12 protein-coding genes and 2 rRNA genes (1 of these 14 running past the window's edge) are annotated in these 18,120 nt (G+C 65.3%); 9 read left to right on the top strand and 5 right to left on the bottom strand.

All coding sequences use genetic code 11. The features are described from left to right. The 4 genes from EXR94_11600 to EXR94_11615 form a co-directional block, all read left to right on the top strand. Positions 1–2,166 (top strand): 23S ribosomal RNA (locus tag EXR94_11600) (it extends 778 nt beyond the left edge of the window). 227 nt (positions 2,167–2,393) lie between these two features. Next, a 5S ribosomal RNA gene (rrf, locus tag EXR94_11605) occupies positions 2,394–2,510 on the top strand. 146 nt (positions 2,511–2,656) lie between these two features. Next, positions 2,657–3,979, top strand: a complete 1,323-nt coding sequence (locus EXR94_11610) for an aminotransferase class III-fold pyridoxal phosphate-dependent enzyme (protein MSR03363.1) — start codon at positions 2,657–2,659, stop codon at positions 3,977–3,979. Then, positions 3,976–4,473 (top strand): hypothetical protein, encoded by a 498-nt coding sequence (locus tag EXR94_11615; GenBank protein MSR03364.1) that lies wholly within the window; start codon positions 3,976–3,978, stop codon positions 4,471–4,473. Before EXR94_11610 ends, EXR94_11615 begins: the two co-directional genes overlap by 4 nt. On the opposite strand, the gene EXR94_11620 is transcribed toward EXR94_11615, so the two are convergent. Beyond that, the gene (locus EXR94_11620) at positions 4,443–5,105 is read right to left on the bottom strand and encodes a hypothetical protein (GenBank protein ID MSR03365.1); all 663 of its coding nucleotides are present in this window, start codon (positions 5,103–5,105) and stop codon (positions 4,443–4,445) included. The genes EXR94_11615 and EXR94_11620 overlap by 31 nt on opposite strands. A 96-nt stretch (positions 5,106–5,201) precedes the next feature. On the opposite strand from EXR94_11620, the gene EXR94_11625 reads away from it, so the two are divergent. Then, complete coding sequence (locus tag EXR94_11625) at positions 5,202–5,612, top strand: hypothetical protein (protein MSR03366.1); 411 nt, start codon at positions 5,202–5,204, stop codon at positions 5,610–5,612. Here the strand turns inward: EXR94_11625 and EXR94_11630 are convergent. Further along, positions 5,543–7,810 carry a S9 family peptidase gene (locus EXR94_11630; protein ID MSR03367.1) on the bottom strand — a complete coding sequence of 756 codons (2,268 nt, stop codon included), beginning with the start codon at positions 7,808–7,810 and terminating at the stop codon, positions 5,543–5,545. The genes EXR94_11625 and EXR94_11630 overlap by 70 nt on opposite strands. Here EXR94_11630 and EXR94_11635 point away from each other — a divergent pair. After that, positions 7,791–10,553, top strand: coding sequence for a hypothetical protein (locus EXR94_11635; protein MSR03368.1), 2,763 nt, complete (start codon positions 7,791–7,793; stop codon positions 10,551–10,553). The two genes, EXR94_11630 and EXR94_11635, sit on opposite strands and share 20 nt — an antisense overlap. 7 nt (positions 10,554–10,560) lie before the next feature. On the opposite strand, the gene EXR94_11640 is transcribed toward EXR94_11635, so the two are convergent. Further along, the gene (locus tag EXR94_11640; GenBank protein MSR03369.1) at positions 10,561–11,364 is read right to left on the bottom strand and encodes an SGNH/GDSL hydrolase family protein; all 804 of its coding nucleotides are present in this window, start codon (positions 11,362–11,364) and stop codon (positions 10,561–10,563) included. An 83-nt stretch (positions 11,365–11,447) separates the two neighbouring features. Further along, positions 11,448–12,065 carry a hypothetical protein gene (locus tag EXR94_11645; GenBank protein ID MSR03370.1) on the bottom strand — a complete coding sequence of 206 codons (618 nt, stop codon included), beginning with the start codon at positions 12,063–12,065 and terminating at the stop codon, positions 11,448–11,450. A 381-nt stretch (positions 12,066–12,446) separates the two neighbouring features. Here EXR94_11645 and EXR94_11650 point away from each other — a divergent pair, with 381 nt between their 5' ends. The 3 genes from EXR94_11650 to EXR94_11660 all read left to right on the top strand — a co-directional run bounded on the left by EXR94_11650 (position 12,447) and on the right by EXR94_11660 (position 15,763). After that, a complete protein-coding gene (locus EXR94_11650; protein MSR03371.1) occupies positions 12,447–13,355 on the top strand; it encodes an alpha/beta fold hydrolase in 909 nt (302 codons plus the stop codon). A gap of 178 nt (positions 13,356–13,533) precedes the next feature. Further along, positions 13,534–14,250, top strand: coding sequence for a GntR family transcriptional regulator (locus EXR94_11655; protein ID MSR03372.1), 717 nt, complete (start codon positions 13,534–13,536; stop codon positions 14,248–14,250). A gap of 25 nt (positions 14,251–14,275) precedes the next feature. Continuing rightward, positions 14,276–15,763: an amidohydrolase family protein gene (locus tag EXR94_11660; GenBank protein ID MSR03373.1), complete on the top strand. Its 1,488-nt coding sequence runs from the start codon at positions 14,276–14,278 to the stop codon at positions 15,761–15,763. A 26-nt stretch (positions 15,764–15,789) separates the two neighbouring features. Here the strand turns inward: EXR94_11660 and EXR94_11665 are convergent, their stop codons facing one another. Beyond that, the gene (locus EXR94_11665) at positions 15,790–18,120 is read right to left on the bottom strand and encodes a S9 family peptidase (protein ID MSR03374.1); all 2,331 of its coding nucleotides are present in this window, start codon (positions 18,118–18,120) and stop codon (positions 15,790–15,792) included.

Consider the following 18,120-nt stretch of genomic DNA (forward strand, 5'->3'; position numbering starts at 1 on the left):
CGCTCGGATGACTTGAGGGTAGGGGTGAAAGGCCAATCAAGCTCGGAGATAGCTGGTTCTCCCCGAAATATATTTTGGTATAGCCTCGGGAAATGAGTTCACAGGAGGTAGAGCACTGGATGGGTCCGGGCGCCGTTATTGGCGTACCTCCCCCAACTAAACTCCGAATGCCTGTTGAATGCTGCCCGGGAGGCAGTCGCGGTGTGCTAATGTACCGCGGCGAGAGGGAAAGAACCCAGAGCACCAGCTAAGGCCCCGGAGTGGCGGCTCAGTGTAGCAAAGGATGTGGGTATGCGTTGACAGCTGGGAGGTTGGCTTAGAAGCAGCCATTCCTTTAAAGAGTGCGTAATAGCTCACCAGTCAAGCGTAGCCGCGCCGATAATGGTCGGGACTTAAGCCGCCCGCCGAAGCTGTGTCTTTGTACGCAAGTACAAGGGGTAGGGGAGCGTTCTGAGAGCGGTGAAGCCGGGGTGGAAACCTTCCGGTGGAGCGATCAGAAGTGAGGATGCCGGATTCAGTACGCGAGAATGAAGGTGAAAACCCTTCACACCGTAAGCCTAAGGGTTCCTGAGCCATGTCGATCAGCTCAGGGTTAGTCGGTCCCTAAGTCGAGGCCGAGAGGCGTAGACGATGGAAAACGGGTCAACATTCCCGTACCAACAGCTAAACGTTATCAGTCTGAGGAGGGACGCAGGAGCAAGGTCATCGGCGGATTGTGGTTGTGCCGCTGTAAGCCAGGTAGACGTTTCCCCGTAGGCAAATCCGCGGGGATAGTCGAGTGGCGATGCCGAAGGGGACGCAAGTCCCCGCAAAGGATGGCCGACGCATGCTGCCAAGAAAATCTTCGCAGATCAGGATAGTTGTTGACCGTACCGTAATCCGACACAGGTAGGCGAGGCGAGCAGCCTAAGGTGCTCGAGTGATTCACGGAGAAGGAACTCGGCAAAATTACCCCGTAACTTCGGGATAAGGGGTGCCAGTAGTATGTGTAAAAGCAGAGGCTGGCCGCAGAGAATCGTCCCAAGCGACTGTTTAGCAAAAACACAGGTGTCTGCTAAGGCGTTTTCCAAGCCAACGTATAGACACTGACTCCTGCCCGGTGCCGGAAGGTTAAGGCAAGTGGTTAGCCGCAAGGCGAAGCTGCGAACCGAAGCCCCGGTAAACGGCGGCCGTAACTATAACGGTCCTAAGGTAGCGAAATTCCTTGTCGGGTAAGTTCCGACCTGCACGAATGGAGTAACGACTTGGGAGCTGTCTCCTCCGTAAGCTCGGCGAAATAGCAGTATCGGTGAGGATTCCGATTACCCGCAGCAGGACAAAAAGACCCCATGCACCTTTACTACATCCTGTCATTGATTGTCGGCATAAGCTGCGTAGCATAGGTGGGAGCCGTTGATCCGCTGGTTTCGGCTAGCGGGGAGGCACCAGTGAAATACCACCCTTCTTTTTCTGATAATCTCACTCAGGCCTTCACAGGGTCGAGGACCGTGGCAGGTGGGTAGTTTGTCTGGGGCGGACGCCTCCTAAAAAGTACCGGAGGCTCGCTATGGTGCCCTCAGTGCGGTCGGTAATCGCACGACGAGTGTATAAGCAGAAGGGCGCCTGACTGCGAGCGCGACAGCGCAAGCAGGGACGAAAGTCGGCTTAAGTGATCCGGTGGTCCCGTGTGGATGGGCCATCGCTCATAGGATAAAAGGTACGCTGGGGATAACAGGCTTATCGCGTCCGAGAGTTCACATCGACGACGCGGTTTGGCACCTCGATGTCGGCTTGTCACATCCTGGGGCTGGAGAAGGTCCCAAGGGTCCGGCTGTTCGCCGGTTAAAGTGGCACATGAGCTGGGTTCAGAACGTCGTGAGACAGTTCGGTCTGTATCCGCTGTGGGCGTGGGATTGTTGAGGGGAGTCGTCCTTAGTACGAGAGGACCGGGACGAAACGACCTCCCGTGTACGGGCTGTCCCGCCAGGGGCATCGCCCGGTAGCGACGTCGTGCGCAGATAACCGCTGAATGCATCTAAGTGGGAAACTGTCCCCAAGATGAACAATCCTGGACCGTAAGGTTCCTAAAGGGCCCTGGGAGACTACCAGGTTGATAGGGCGCAGATGTACGGGCTGCAAGGCCTTCAGTCGAGCGCTACTAATCGCCCGTGAAGTTTGATCTCTTCCATTGGTTTTGATTCCGGGTGGGTTTGATACCCACCCCTACCTACGACATCATCCAGTTCTCTCGATTGCCGATCTTTGGGCGCCCCGTAGGGCGCCCCTATCGGTGGTTGACTCGAGGCCGGTGCGATCACACGTCGTCCGAACCTTCTTCCCCTGGTATACAGGGGCGAAGACGGATAGCCGACCGCATACCGCTCGAACCATCAACCTCCGGTAGTGCCAGATTGGCTGACGACTAGCGCGCAGGGGCCACACCCGTTCCCATTCCGAACACGGTCGTTAAGCCCTGTAGCGCCGATGGTACTACGACTGAGAGGTCGTGGGAGAGTAGGCCGTCGTCAGCCACCCCCTTGGGGCCCCGTGATCTTCGGATTGTGGGGCTTCATTGTTTCTCCGCTCGGCCCACACCGCCCTTGCCATAACCCCGCGGGTCCGACGACCTTTGACCGGTGAACCACCATCCGCCACCAACCCGCTTGGATTCTACTCCATGACCGACTCCCTGACCGGCCCCGAGATCATCGCGCTGACCAAGCGGCACACTCTCTACGAGTGGTCGGCTCAGTCCAAGGTCGATCCCATCGCGATCGCCCGCGCCGAGGGGATCTATTTCTGGACCCCGGAAGGGAAGCGCTTCTTCGATTTCAATAGCCAGCTGATGTCGGTCAACATCGGCCACGGCGACCGGCGGGTTGTCGACGCGATCGCTCAACAACTCGCGACCTTGGCCTACGCCAACCCGTTCATGGCCACGGAACCACGGGCCCGGCTGGGCGCCAAGCTCGCCGAACTGTGTCCCGGTGACATCGATACCTTCTTTTTCACCAACGGCGGCGCGGAGGCCAACGAGAACGCCGTGAAGCTGGCTCGGTTCTACACCGGCCGCCACAAGATCATGGCCCGGTATCGCTCGTATCATGGCGCAACCGCCGGCGCGATTACCCTGACCGGCGACCCACGGCGATGGGCCGCCGAACCCGGGATGCCCGGCGTGATTCGCTTTCCGGACGAATACCACGGGATTCAGCGCGGTTGGGATCCCGTGGACCGGTCGCTCGCGGCGATCGAGGAAATCATCCAGCTCGAAGGCCCGAGCACGATTGCCGGCCTGATTCTCGAGGCGGTGACGGGTACGAACGGGATTCTGATTCCCCAACCGGGCTACTTGGAAGGGATTCGGGCCCTCTGTACCAAATACGGGATCCTGATGATCGTCGACGAAGTGATGTCCGGCTTCGGGCGCACCGGGAAATGGTTTGCTGTCGATCATTGGAATGTAGTGCCGGATCTCCTCACTATGGCCAAAGGACTCACGAGCAGCTATCTGCCGCTTGGGGCCCTCGGGATGCGCCGCCATCTGGCCGAACACTTCAACGACAAGGTGTTCTACGGCGGTCTCACCTACAACAGCCACCCGACCTGCTGCGCGGCCGCGCTCGCGACCATCGACGTCATGGAAGCTGACCAGTTGGTGGAGAACGCGGCCCGGATCGGCGGCGTCATGCAACAGCTGCTGGCGGAACTCGCCGCCAAGCACCGGTCCGTCGGCGCGGTCCGGTCGATCGGCCTCTTCGGGATCATCGAGTTGGTTCGGAACCGCCAAACGATGGAGCCGATGGCCCCGTTCAACGGCACCTCCGAAGAGATGGGCGCGCTCAACCGCTTCTTTCGGGAAGAGGGCCTCTACACGATGGTCCGCTGGAACTACTTTTTCACCAACCCACCGCTCTGCGTCACTGAGGCCGAACTCCGAGAAGGGTTTGCGATCATCGACCGGGGCCTCGACATCACGGATCGCGCGGTGCAGGGTTGAGATCGCTGGGCTTTCTGCTGGCGGCCGTGATGGCGGTCGGAGCGACGCCTGTGTCTGCCCAACTGCCCGGTCAGAGCGTCTTCGAAGGTCGCAAAAACCCGAGGGAGGAAGTTCGGGCCCGGGCGTTCGAGGAAATCAAGCCGGTGTTGGCAGATTGGAGCGATCAGATCTCCGGGAGAAATCGAAACCGGCTCGACAAGATGCTGATGGATGCCGTTCTGTTTGCTCCTCTCGGTCTGATGGCCGAAGGGCGGGCGGCGGTGGGCGATTCCCTGGCCGGTTGGCTGCCCCGGATCAGCAGCTACCACCTCACGCCGTTCGATTTCGATGCCAGCGGGAACCTGGCCTATGCGTTTGGGGCCCTCCGGTACGATCGAATAGATGCCGATGGGGTGGCCAAGACGATCGAAGCCGAATGGGTCATGGTCCTGTATCTCTTGGGGCGATCCTGGAAGGTGCGAAGCTATCTCGAGCGCCCCGGCGCGGGAGGCTGATAGAGCTGGTCTCGCCGCACGCCGAGAAGCCCGGCCCGCTTCGATCGCTCGTCGACCATGGTCAGCCGGCGGGCTATGGCCGGGGTCACCAGGGTCACCGTCCGGCGGTCATTCAGGGCATCCCCAATCGACTCGAGCCCCGCATCATCCCACATCCAACCCCCGGCATCGAATCGCCCCAGGTCAAGGGGGTAGGCATAAGCCCGGAGGGTTCGTTCGCCCAGGGCGTTGAAGTGCCCCTCGAAGTAGGACATGACTAATTCGCGGACGCCCCGGTAGACCGGCTCACGGGACCGGAGGCCGGAGTAGTTCGACTTGGCGATTGCCCCGAGGAACCCCCCGCGGCGATAAATCGCGATCAAGTGATCGTCGTCTCGATGGTTGGGCAGCAGGTCCACCAGCACCCCGCGATGCCCCAGCCGGCGGAGCGCCATGGCCGCGAAGAGGGCCCCATCAAAGCAATGGCCGCCCTGTTCCCGGAAGAAGGTAAGGGGCGACCGGTACCGCTCTTCGCCCACATACGGGATCTCATCCAGCAGGGCCTGAATCCGGGCGGGCGTCCGGAGGGCCGTGATGATCCGGCGTTCAGCCGCTCTGAGCCGTTTCTCGAACTGTTGGCAGGTGGCATCCATTGCTGGAATGTGGCCGCTGACCGGCCCGCACGACAGGGGGCCGACGGCGGTGGGCGGGGGGATCTGGCGGGGGCCCCTGAGTCCGGAGACCGGCTGGTGGCTGGGTACCTCGACCGCTACTTCGAGACCTATTGGCAGTCGTTAGTTCCCGCCCTCGAAGCATTCGTCCGGGCCAACGACCTGGCCACCTTGCCGGCCCATCGGAGCTTGGTCGTGGGGACGTCGCCGGCGTACCTCGCCGGTCAGTCCGTCGTCGGCGTGTACGGTGCGGGGCCGTTCGAGCCTAACGCCGTGACCCTTCTCTTCGTCCCGGTGCCAGGCGGTTCCGCCAACCCTTCACACCCTACATTCTGCTCGAACACATTCGAGCGGTGCTCGACCCCTCGAACGGCCCCCCGATCCGCCGCCCCGGGAACTAGCCCTGGGTCCCGAGTCGATCAGGGCGTAGCGCGGGTCCGGCCACCGGCCGGCAAGTGTTCCACCAGATACCGGGTCAACAGCGAGTAGACGTGATGGGTCGTGCCCGGCCCCTCGCAGATGCAGTGACTCCGGTTCGGATACGCCATGAAGTCAAACGGCCGCCCCAACTCCACCAACCGGTTGACCAGCCGCTCGGTTCCCTGGTAGTGGACGTTATCGTCGCCGCTGCCGTGAACCACCAGGAGCCGGCCCCGGAGCCCGTCGGCCACATTGATCGGGGAGGCCTTTTGGTACGCCGCCGGGTTCTGGGCTGGCAGCCCCATGTACCGCTCTTGATAGATCGTGTCGTAGAGCAATTGATCCGGAACCGGGGCCACCGACATCCCGACCTGATAAACGTCTGGATACCGAAACATTGCCTGCAACGTACTGGACCCGCCGCCGCTCCAGCCCCAGATCGCCACCCGGCTCGGGTCGAGGTACGATCGAGTCCGGGTCAGGACCCGCACCGCCTCGGCCTGCTCCTGGCTCGACAGGACCCCGATTTGTTGGTAGACCACTTTCCGCCAGGCGCGGCCCCGGGGCGCCGGGGTGCCGCGGTTGTCGACCGTCGCGATCACGTAGCCCTGATCGGCCATGGCCTGGTACCAAATCCGGGAATCACCCTGCCACTGGTCGGTGGCAGTTTGCCCGGCGGGTTCGCCATAGACGTACATCAGGAGTGGATACGTCTTGGTCGAATCGAAGTCTTTCGGCTTGATCATCCACCCGTCGAGCACCACCCCGCCTCCGACGTCCGCTTTGAAGAACTCGACCGGCCGAGCCAACACGGCCGCAACCGACCGTTGCCGGGCCGTGTCGTTCACCATCGTTCGGACCACGGTGTGCTTCGGCAGCCCGACCAGGTCGATCGTGGGCAGGCGGTTGGCGCTCGAATAGGTATGGAACGCCCACTTGGCGTTCGGCGCCACCGTGTAGCCATGGGTTCCCGGCTCATGGGCCGGCGAGATCCGCTCGGCGGTTCCCGCCCCGTCGAGCCGGGTCCGATAGAGATATCGCTGGGTGGCATTGTCCGGTGAGGCGATGAAGTAAAGCCACCCTAACGCTTCGTCGACCGCCGTTACCCCGACCACGTCGTAGTCGCCGCGGGTAATCAGGGCCCGGTTGGCTCCGGTCCGGCCAACCCGGTAGACATGGCGCCAGCCGTCGGCTTCGCTGACCCAGAGAAATTCCTTCCCTTTGGCCAGCCAGGTCAGCTCGTCGACGACATCGACCCAGGCGTCGTCCCGCTCGGTGAGCACCACGGTCACTCGGCCCGAGGCCGCATTGGCGAGGAAAACCCGGTTGGTGTTCTGCAGCCGGTTCATTCGCTGAATCACCACCTCGTTCGGCCCGGCCCATTCCATCCGGGGGATGTAGTTCTGCCGCGGATCGTCCGGGACCTCGATCCACGTGGTCCGGCCGCCCTCGGCCGAGACCACGCCGACGGTGACGACCGAGTTGGTGGTGCCGACTTTGGGATACTGCACCGGGGTCACGAACGGATAGAGCGAATCCGTGGCGTTGAAGAGATTGAAGGTGCCCACGCCGGTCATGTCGAATCGCCAATAGGCGATCTTGGCTCCGTCCGGCGACCAACGAAATCCGTCGCGAAGCGAAAATTCTTCTTCGTAGACCCAATCCGTCATCCCGTTGACATGCAGGGAATCCGCGCCGGATGTCAGCTTGGTCACCTGTCCGTCGGCCAGACGCTCGACGAAGATGTCGCCCTGGCGGACGTAGGCGGCCCGGTCGCCCGCGGGGGAGAGCTTGGCGTACATGAGACTCGAGGCCGGGGCGTCCGGTCCGCCCAGCTTGGAGAGCGACCCGGTTTGCCGGTCGAGCACCCAGAAGTCGCCCCGGGTGTTCTGCCGCCAGACTCGGGCGCTGTTGGTAAAGACCAGGACCTGGCGGCCATTGGCCGAGACGGTGTACTCCTCGATCTCGAGCGGCTCGGTGCGGCCGCGGGGCATGAGTTGGGCTGCCGGAACGAAGATCGTCCGGGCGCCGGTGGCGGTTTCATACCGCACGAGGTCACTGGCTCCGGCGGTCGTGGCCGAGGGCTCGACCGCGAGGTAGGCGGCTCCCTGCTCGATCCATTCCACGGGTCCGAACCGCTCGCGAGCCCCGAACTCGTTCGAGGCAAAGACTCGTCGCACCAGGTCGGTAAGTGGGGCGGGGACTTGCCCGGCAAGCGGGGCGGCCAGGGAACCGAGGAGGAGCGCGGTGGTGGTTGTTTTGGTCATGCTCCCAATCTGGCCCGGTTCCGGTTCGACCGCCATATTGGGTCTCATGACGCGACTTTTCTGTTGCCTGCTCATGGTGGCCGCCTGCCGCGCCGCCACGTCCCCCGCCGACCTCGTTCTGGTGAATGGCAAAGTGATCACGGTCGATGCCGCCGATCGGGTGGCCGAAGCGGTGGCGGTTCGGGGTGACCGGATCGTGGCGGTGGGCAGCACCGCGGAGATCGAGCGGCTCGCGGGACCCGCGACCCGGCGGGTTGACTTGGCCGGCCGCGCGGTGACGCCCGGATTGATCGACGCCCACAATCATTTTGCCTGGGGCGGCACCGACCGGCTTCTGCTCCTCGATCTCGGATACCCCGAGGTCAAAGCTGTGGCCGACGTCCAGGCCAAGGTCGGGGCCCGGGCCGTCCTGACGGCGCCCGGTGGCTGGATCCAGGGCCGGGGCTGGGACGAGAGCAAACTGGCCGAGCGGCGTCTCCTTACCGCGGCCGACTTGGACCGGGTGGCGCCGAACCATCCGGTCTGGCTGACCCAGACCACCGGGCACTACGGCGTGGCCAACTCCGCCGCGCTCAAGCTGGCCGGCGTGACCCGGGACACGAGGGATCCGCCGGCTGGGACGATCGACCGGTATCCGGACGGGATGCCAACCGGCGTCCTCAAGGAATCGGCCCAGGATCTGGTGGCCACTCTGATTCCGCCCCCCGCTGAGAGTGTCGTCGTCGACGCGATGAAGCAGCTGGCGCGGGCGATGAATGCCGAAGGGATGACCGGCATCAAGGATCCCGGGATCGCGAGCGAGACCTGGAACGCCTATCGGAAAGCCTCGGCCGACAGCGGGCTTCCCGTCCGGGTGTTCGTCCTCTGGTCGGGGGGCCAGAGCATGGCGACAGCCGACCGGCTGATCGCGGAGCGAGCCGCCATGAGCCGGCCGTATGAGTCGACCGGGGACGATCGGGTCATTGCCGGTGGGGTGAAGCTCTACCTCGATGGAAGCGGTGGTGCCCGGACCGCATGGCTTTATGAGGACTGGAACCGGAATCTGACCGAAGTCGATCAGGGGAACACGGGGTACGCCGCCGCCAACCCCGATACCATCCGCGCCTTGATCAAGCGGTACCACGACGCCGGGTTCCACGTCAGCGTCCATTCGATCGGGGATCGGGCCATCGACTGGACCATGGACAGCTACGCGGAAGCCCTGGCCGCCAACCCGGTGTCGGGGCGCCGACACGGGATCATCCACGCCAACATTCCAACCGACCGGGCCATCGACCTGATGGCCGGCATGCAGCGGAAATTCGATGCTGGGTATCCCGAGCCGTCCCCGGCGTTTACCTGGTGGTTAGGCGATACCTACGCCGGGAACTTCGGCGCGGCCCGGTCGCGCCGGCTCAATCCGTTCAAGACTTTTGCCGCCAAGGGTGTTCGCTGGGCGGGGACCTCCGACTATAACGTCACCCCGTTCCCGGCCCGCTACGGCATTTGGGCGGCGGTGACCCGCGAGCCGCTGCTGGGCGTCTACGGCAAGGACCCGTTCGGCACCGACGAGACGATCGATGTGCGGGCCGCCCTCCGCGCCTTCACGATCGACGCCGCGCATCAGTTGTTTCTCGAGACGAAGACCGGATCGATCGAGGTCGGCAAATACGCCGACTTGGCGGTGTGGGATCGGGATCCCTACACCGTACCAGCCGCCGAGCTGAAAGACATGCGCTGCGAGTTGACGGTGTTCAACGGCCGAGTGGTCTTCGAGGCGGCCCCGGGGTTGCCGCCGCTCCCGATGGCGGTCAGCAACAACGCCGTCGCGGTCGGAACCGTGGCCGGGCAGCGGGTGATCTTTTCAGCCCTTGGGGTCGATAGCTCGAAACAGTGGTCCGGCATTACCCGGCGAGCGTTCCAGCTCGAAGCCGGCCGGCCGGAGTGGCGCGAGTTACCGCCGGTGCCCGGGCCGGTCGGGCGGCTGGCCGCCACGGCCCAGGTGGTGGGCGGGAAGTTCTACCTGTTCGGCGGCTACACGGTGGCGGCCGACGGCACCGAAGGGTCGGCGCCGGCCGTCGACATTTTCGACCCGGCCACGGGTCGGTGGAGCGCCGCCGCCCCGATTCCGGTGCCGGTCGACGATGCGATCAGCGGGGTGTACCGGGATTCGCTGATCTACTTGGTGTCCGGCTGGCACGACACCGACAACGTCGATCTGGTCCAGATCTACGACCCCGCCACCGATCGATGGGCGGCGGGGACCAAGTTTCCCGGCGCGGCGGTGTTCGGTCATACCGGCGGCTTGCTCGGGCAGTCGATCCTGGTGATCGACGGCGCCAAAAAGACCGGCGGCCCTTCGCGGTACGACCTCGCCGCCCAAACCTGGCTCGGCCAGATCGACCCGGCTGACCCGACCAGGATCGAGTGGCGGAAGCTTCCGCCGCACCCGGGGCCCGCCCTCTATCGGGCCGCCGCCGCACCCTGTCCGGCTCAAGGCGTGATTCTGGTGGCCGGCGGAACCGGGAATCCCTACAACTACAATGGCATCGGCTATGACGGCCGGCCGGCGGAGCCCCTGACCACGGTACTGGCGTTCGATCCGGTGTCCACCGCTTGGACCACCAGGGCACCGTTCGGCGAGCCGACCATGGATCACCGGGGCTTGATTGTCAGCGGTCGCAGTGGGTGGACGGCGGGTGGCATGCGGGCCGGCCAGCGAGTGGTTGCCGGAGTGGTCGGAGCGCCGACCGGCGGTTGCTGACCGGGCCCTAAGGCCGCCGAGCGTCGGCCGGGCGAACCATCTCGAGCGCCGGTCGTTTGGCGGTGCGGCCGTCGGCCGACGATCGGCCGCGGACATGGCGCCACATCCACGGAACGAGGTAGCGGCGCCCCCACTGGACTTCGGCAGCCGCCCGCTCAAGCCACGTGGGCGGAGCGACCGCCGGGAGCGGGTCGGCCCAGCGCTCGTCCGATCCCGGCAACCGTAACGCGTGCCCCAAGGCCGCCGCGATCCGGGCGTGGCCTTCGGCGTTGGCGTGGAGCCGGTCGTCGCTCCAGAGCCGCGGGTCGGACGCCACCGGGTGTTGGGCCACGTCCACCAAAATGGCGCCGCTCCGTGCCGAGGCCTGCCGGAGGGCCTCGTTCAACGCCAAGACTCTCGGCACCAGGCGGCGCGCCAACGGCATGACGGGGGTGAGATCAGGCAGGGTGAAGGTGAGGACGGTGGCGCCCTGCTGGACCAGCGCGGTCTGCATAGTCTCGACGTCGGCGGCCACGCGGCCGGGGTCGAACTCTCGCGTCACGATGTCGTTGGTACCGGAAAAAAGCGTCGCGAGGTTGGGTCGGAGCGCGAGCGCGACCTCGAGTTGGCTGTCGAGGATTTGCCGAGTCTTGAGACCCCGCACTCCGAGATTGGCGTAGAGCAGGGAGCCTTGGATTGACGCCACGCGTTCGGCCAGCCGGTTGGCCCATCCGCGGAACCCGCCCCGGCCGTCGGGATCGTCGAGTCCTTCGGTCGAGCTGTCGCCGATGGCGACGTAGCGTTCGAATCGTTGAGTGGGTGTTGCCGTCATGGTGGGAACAACCTAATGGAGCGGACCGGGATCGAACCGGTGACCCTCTGCTTGCAAAAGTGACCAGCCCTGACGGCGGCCGGTCACGTGTGGTTCGTTGGAAGGGGCCTAACGTCTTCTCCGGCGGCAACCTGCATGCACCCAAGATAGCAAGCGCGACCAACGATGGGGAGCCGTCCACTAGGCTGAAATACGCTGGTGACGCCTGTTCTAGGCACCAACTGAGGCATCGGAGGCCGGCCCGTCGCCGAGCAGCGATTCCATTTGGTGCGCCGCCCTCTTAGACCGGGAACCAGGTGGCTATAGGTGTCGAGGGTCAGCTTGATGCTCGCGTGGCCGAGCATGGCTTGCACCAACTTCGGGTGCAAATCGGCCGTGAGCAGGAGCGAGGCCGCGGAGTGGCGCAGGTCGTAGGGTCGAAGCCGGTCCAATCCGGTGCTGATCGTTCGGCTGGCTGTCGACGGGGCCGGGCCCTTTCCCACCCCCTCCGGGACGATCCGCTGCCCCCGCTGCCGGACGTTGGTCGACTGGCGGGCCGTATCGCAGCAGCAGCACCTGGCCGAGCTCCTAGAGCCGGACACCGCTCGGAGGCTCTGGACGGCCGACATGACTGTACCGGATCCGGATGACATGGTCCTGATGACCAAAGCGCCCCCCAGCTCGACACGCTGACCAGCCCAGACAACCCCAAGCCCTGACATGTCGTTAGGCCCCGGTGCCTTCGCCGGTGCCAGCTGTCGCGCCCTCGAGCGCCCGGTCGACCGCCGCGTACACGGCGGCGAGATCGCTTTGGAGGCGTACCCACAAGGCCCGGCGCTCGGGGCTGACGCCCTCGGCCGCGAGAATCTGCGCGGCCTTTCCCAGGGCGTCCCGGATGTAGACGAACGCCTAGAGCCGGGTCGCCGCTGACCGCCAGCTCCCGTAACCGTTCCATCAGACGGACCATCGCCCGGGTGCCCCGTTCGCAGTAGTCGAGCAGGTCCTGGCGGAGCCGGTCGCGCTCGGCCAGCTCCCGCCGCGGATCGCCGGAAAACCGGCGGTCTCGGTATATTCGGTCACCCTCTATCCATCGGGACTTTCGAATGGTACCTCGTCTGATCGCCCTTGTTGCCGGGTTCGTCGCTACCCTCGCTGCCCCAGGTCCCGGGTTCGCCCAATCGGCCGGGAAACGCCTTTCAGTGCCAGGGGGCTGGGTCACCTACTATGAGCGAGGTCCAAGTACCGGAACACCGCTGATCATGGTGAGCGGCGGCCCCGGCTTCGGGAGCGACTATTTCTCATTCCGGCCCTGGGGCGGATTTGAGACGGCGCACCGGAACGTCCGGTACGACCAGCGCGGCACCGGAACCTCATCGCCGGTCGGTGCCGAAACCCAAGTCTCGGTCGCCCAATTCGTCGCCGACCTCGAGGCGCTCCGGGTGGCGCTCAAAGCCGACAAGATCGACCTGATGGGCCACTCCTGGGGCGGCTATCTGTCGATGGCGTACGCCACCAAACACGCCGACCGGCTCGCCCATCTGATCCTCCTCGATGCCGCGGCGCCCAAGTTCTCCGAAACGCTCTTTTTGTTCACCCAGGCGTTTCCGGACCGCGGCGACTTCATCGCGCAGTTCCGACGCGGCGTCGAGACCGGCGGTGCCACGATGGACAGCGCGTTGACCAGTTACGTCTCCAGCATTTTCTACTCGCCCGAGAATGCCGCCCAATTCCTCAAGCAACTCGGCGACAGCCATTTCAGCCGGTTCCAGCACAAGCAACTGTCGAAGGAAATGGGCGCGGTCGACCTCTCGACCGGGGTCCGGGCCCTGAAGGTACCGACCCTGGTCATCACCGGGCGCTACGACATGAACGTGGCCCCGCAGACGGCCTTCAAGATCCACCAGATGATTGCCGGCTCGCAGTTCGCGGTGTTCGAGAAGAGCAGCCACATGCCGTTCTACGAGGAGGGAGCCAAGTTCGGCGCCGTGCTCGAAAAGTTCCTGGGCCGGTAGCACCCCACTTAATGCCGATTCGTACCTCGCAACCACTGCGTCTGGTGTTCTGGTCGCCGAACTCCTGACTCGAGCGGCTACTACAGCAGCTGTTTGCGGGATATATTTAGAGTCGCGGAAGCGGGCCCGCCCTCGCTTGCCCTGGAATAGCCGGTTACTGCCACCTGAGATTTGACCCTTGCCGACCAAAGCACCGACCAAGACGCGCAGTGACCCCGCTCCGAAGCGACCCGGGCGTGGCGGTGGGGCCAAGCACATCTACCAGCACCTGCGCGAGGAGATCCTCACCATGGTCCTCGAGCCCGGCTTCCTGCTCGACGAGGCCGAGATCGGCCGCCGGTTCCATCTCTCGCGGTCCCCGGCCCGGGAGGCGCTGATTCGCCTGTCGGCGGAGGGACTGGTCAAAGCCCTCCCCAACCGCGGCGCGGAGGTGGCGTCCTTCGACGTCAGCATGCTGCCGGCCTACCTCGAGGCCCTCGAGCTGACCTACCGGCTCACCGCCCACTTGGCGGCCATACGGAGAACCCCGCTATCGTTGGAGCGGATCCTCGTCGCCCACCGGCGCTATGAGGCACTCAGCAAGGCGGGCGAGTTCCTCGAGTCCCTCGAGGCCAATCGCGACTTCCACATGGCCATCGCCGAGGCGGCCGCGAACCCGTACTTCACGATCTGGACTCGAACCATCCTCGAGCAGGGCCAGCGTCTCCTGCTCGTCGCGGTCCGTCACATGAAGCAGGCCCGGCTTCTTGGGGCTCATCCGGCGTTGGTGGAGGCGATCCGCCGAGGCGATCCCAAGGCGGCCGAAGTCGCCGCCCGGCGGGATGCCCGGAACACCATCAACGAGCTCCGGGCCTGGCTCGCGGAGTCCTCGACGTCGGGAGTGACGCTGCCGTAGCTTGCCGGTATGCACGTTGTATCCCATGTTTCCCCCGCGCCGGGCCCGAACGGGCCGAGCCGCCGCCACCACCATTCGGGGGAAGAGGACCATGCGATTCCGCGTTGTCGAGAGTCTCGTTGCCGGGGCGCTGACCGTCGCGTGCCCCTGGTTTGCCGGGTCATCGCTACAGGCCCAGGAACGGGCGGTGGACCGCCGCCGATCGCTGGACCCAAACATGCCGGTCTCCGACGATCCCCGGCGAGTGCCGGTGGCGCCGGGGCCGACCGGTCCGGAGGGCACGATCGTGCTCGTCGGCGGCCGGGTCTTCGATGGAACGGGAACGCCGGCTCGTCCGGCCACGATCGTGATCGAGCGGAATCGGATCGCGGCGATCCGCGAGGCCGGCGCCGGCGGGGTGCCACCTGGGGCCCGAACGATCGACGCGAGCGGGATGACGATCCTCCCGGGCCTGATCGACCTCCATGTCCATCTCAGCTACTCCGCCAAGGCGGGCGAGGAGCCGTGGCACTTGGCGTCCGATCCAGTCGAAGCGACGCTCCGCGGCGTCGAACGGGCGCGATACTTCATCGAGAGCGGCATTACCAGTGTGCGGGACGTGGGATCCCACGGCTTAGTCCCGTTCCGGCTCAAGCAATGGATCCGCCAGCGCCGGCTTCCGGGCCCCCGGGTCTTCCCCGCGGGGATGCTCCTGACCGGCACCGGCGGACATGGTGCCGAGGGGCTCCGGCCCGGCTCCAGCCTCTGGCTCTACGTCAAGGAGGTCTCGGGTCCCGAGGAGTGGCGCGACGCCGTGCGGGAGAACTTCAAGGCCGGCGCCGACGTGATCAAGATCGCCAGCCACTTCAGCCGCGAGGAGGTGAAGGCCGCCGCCGACGAGGCGCATGCGCTCGGGCTCAGGGTGATTTGTGATTGCGAGACTTTCTACATCGACTGGGCGATCGACGCCGGTGTCGACATCATCGAGCATCCCTTGCCGCGGTCCGACGATGCGATCCGCAAGATGGCGGAGCGCGGGGTGTTCGCCGTGCCGACGGTCACGGCCTACGACTTCGTCTTTGACGAGAACGGCGGGTACTTCGGCTCGAGTTCGAGGCGGTTCGGGTTTTCGCCAGCCCGCAACGTCGAGATGATTCGACGGCTCAAGCGGGCCGGGATCAAGAGTGGGATTGGCACCGATGTTGTCGGGGGGAACTATCGCTATGTGCTGCCGGCCTACATCAGAGAGCTCAAGCACTTCGTCGAAGCCGGGTACACCGTCGCCGAGGCCCTGGTGGCCGGCACCAAGACCAGCGCCGAGGTCCTCGACATGGACGACAAGCTCGGCACGCTCGAGGTCGGGAAGCTCGCCGATCTGCTGGTAGTGCGGGGCCAGCCCGATCGGAACCTCGACGACTTGGCCAACGTGAACCTGGTGATCCGGGACGGCGAGGTCGTCGTCGAGAACGGAAAGGTCGCGATCCCCAGGCACCCGGCGCTGCCGATTCCGCTGCCGGTCCGATCACCCCGATAGCGCCAATCGCGATCGGGCTCGCTGCCCTACCGTGGCGGCGGCTCGACGCCGAGCAAGTGCTTGACGAAGTAGTCCCACCGGCTCCGAATCATGTAGGGGTCGGCATCCACGTCATGATTCCGGTTCGGCAGCACCAGGAGGTCGAACGACTTCCGCTGGGCGATCAGGGAGTCGACCATGGCGTAGGTTTGGGCGATCGGGACGTTCTCGTCGAGATCGCCATGGGTAAGCAGCAACTTGCCCTTCAGGTTCCGGGCCAGGGTGGGGTTTGCCTGCTCGGCGTAGTGAGGGCCCATCGGGCCCATGTACCGCTCGGCCCACTCGACCTTGTCGAGCCGGAGGTCGTGGCACCCCGCAGCCGAGACCGCCACCTTGAAGAAATCGGGATACTTGAGGATGGCGCGGGCCGAGGCGTAACCGCCCGCCGAGATTCCGAAGATCCCGACCCGGGTGGTGTCGATGAACGAGTGCCCCGCCGCGAGCTGGCGAATGGCGGCCATGTGGTCGGGCAGCCCGGCGTCGCCGAGCCGCTGGTAGGCAACGTCGTGGAACTTCTTGGAGCGAAACGGCGTGCCCATCCCGTCGACGACCATGACGACGAAGCCCAGCTCGGCCAGGGCCTGCGCCTCCCAGAGGTATCGGCTCGGCGCCAGGGTCTTCGGGGTGGCCATCGTCTGCGGACCGGCATAGATGTTATCGATGAGCGGGTAGCGACGGGTCGAATCGAAGGTGGTCGGCAGCAAAAGGATACCGTAGATATCGGTCGCCCCGTCGCGGGCGGTGGCCCGAAACGCTCGGGGTGGCCGCCAACCGAGCCGAGTCAGCCCCGACAGATCGGTCGTCCCCAGTTCGAGACGCACCGCGCCGTCCCGGGCCGAACGGACCACCGAACGGGCGCCAAGCTCCAGGGTCTCGTAGGTGTCGACCAGATACCGCCCGGATGGTGAGATCGACACTGAGTGGTCGGCCGGCTCGGGGGTGAGCAACTCCAGGCGGGAGCCATCGAGTCCGACTCGATAGAGGTGGCGGAGGTAAGGATCTCGCCCGGGCTCGCGGCCTCCCGCGGTGAAGAACACCAAGCCGTTCTGGTCGTCGACCCGGAGCAGCTCGCGGACCACCCACGGCCCCCGGGTGATTTGCCGATCCAGTTGGCGGGTGACGGAGTCGAGCCGGTAGAGATGGCGCCAGCCGTCACGCTCGGAGGCCCAAACGATCTCGCCGCGCGGCCCCATGGGATTGAACCGCTGGTAGAATCGCTCGACGAAGGTCGGGTTCTCGTCCCGCGCGATGAGCCGGGCCGTTCCGGTCTCGGCGTTGACCTCTCCAACCTCGGTCATCCGGTTGCTGCGCGCCCGCCGGACTGAGTAGAAATGGCGCGAGTCCGCCGCCCACCAGTGATCGGGCCAGGTCATCGGGAACAGGTTGTAGTAGAGCACCGGCACCGGCGGTAACGGGCCGTCGATCCGGCGGCCTGAGCTCAGCTCGAACAGCACCAGCTCGGCCGTGGCCGTGGTTGAGTCGCCTGGAAGCGGGTAGGGAGCCGCATACGGGCGGGGCCGCAAATCCGCCGCGGTCCGGACCCCGTGCACGAGCGGAATGAGGCCCGCTCCTCGGATATCGATCCGATAGGTCGCGATCCGGCGGGAGTCGGGTGACCAGAACGCCACGGTGGCCGGCGGATCGCTGAGACCTGACCGGCCGAGCGGCGAGACGACGCCGGTGCCATACCACCGATCCGCCGTCCCATCGCGGGTCAGCACCAGGGTGTCCCGGAAGTCGGTCGACCGAACCGCGAGATCGAAGCCCCGGACGAAGGCGACCCACCGGCCGTCCGGTGACACGACCTGCTCGCGGGTGTTCGGTGGCGCCACGCCCGCCGTGGCGCATTGGTAGGTCTCGAGATCACACCGGATGGCTGCGCCGGCGATCGGCACCAGGACCGAGACGCCCGGGTCGAGCTGGAGCAGGGAATCGAACGGCAACGGCCGCCCGGCCATCAGCACTTTCGCGGCGGATAGCCCTGCCGCCAAACGGTCATGATCGAACGCCGGCCCGTGGGTGGCCCGGCCGGGATTGACGAGACGAAACCCGCGGTTCTCGCCGGGGCTGCGATACCAGAACCGATCGCCGTCCGCGAGCCACACGGGGCTCACGGTCGCCCGGGTGAGATGGCGCCCGATCTGCGCGGGGAGGAACTGCTCGGCCCGCCGGTAGTCGTCCGGAGTTCCCTGGTTGATCGGGGCCGCTGAGACCGCAGCGACCAAAAGGAATGACGGGGGCATCGGATGACCTCCTGCCCTGGTGAAGGGCGAGAACCGGGATTGACTGGATTGGGCCGGTATGCTAGCTGTATTCAT

This window comes from Gemmatimonadota bacterium (genome assembly GCA_009692115.1).
GTDB lineage: Bacteria > Gemmatimonadota > Gemmatimonadetes > Gemmatimonadales > GWC2-71-9 > SHZU01.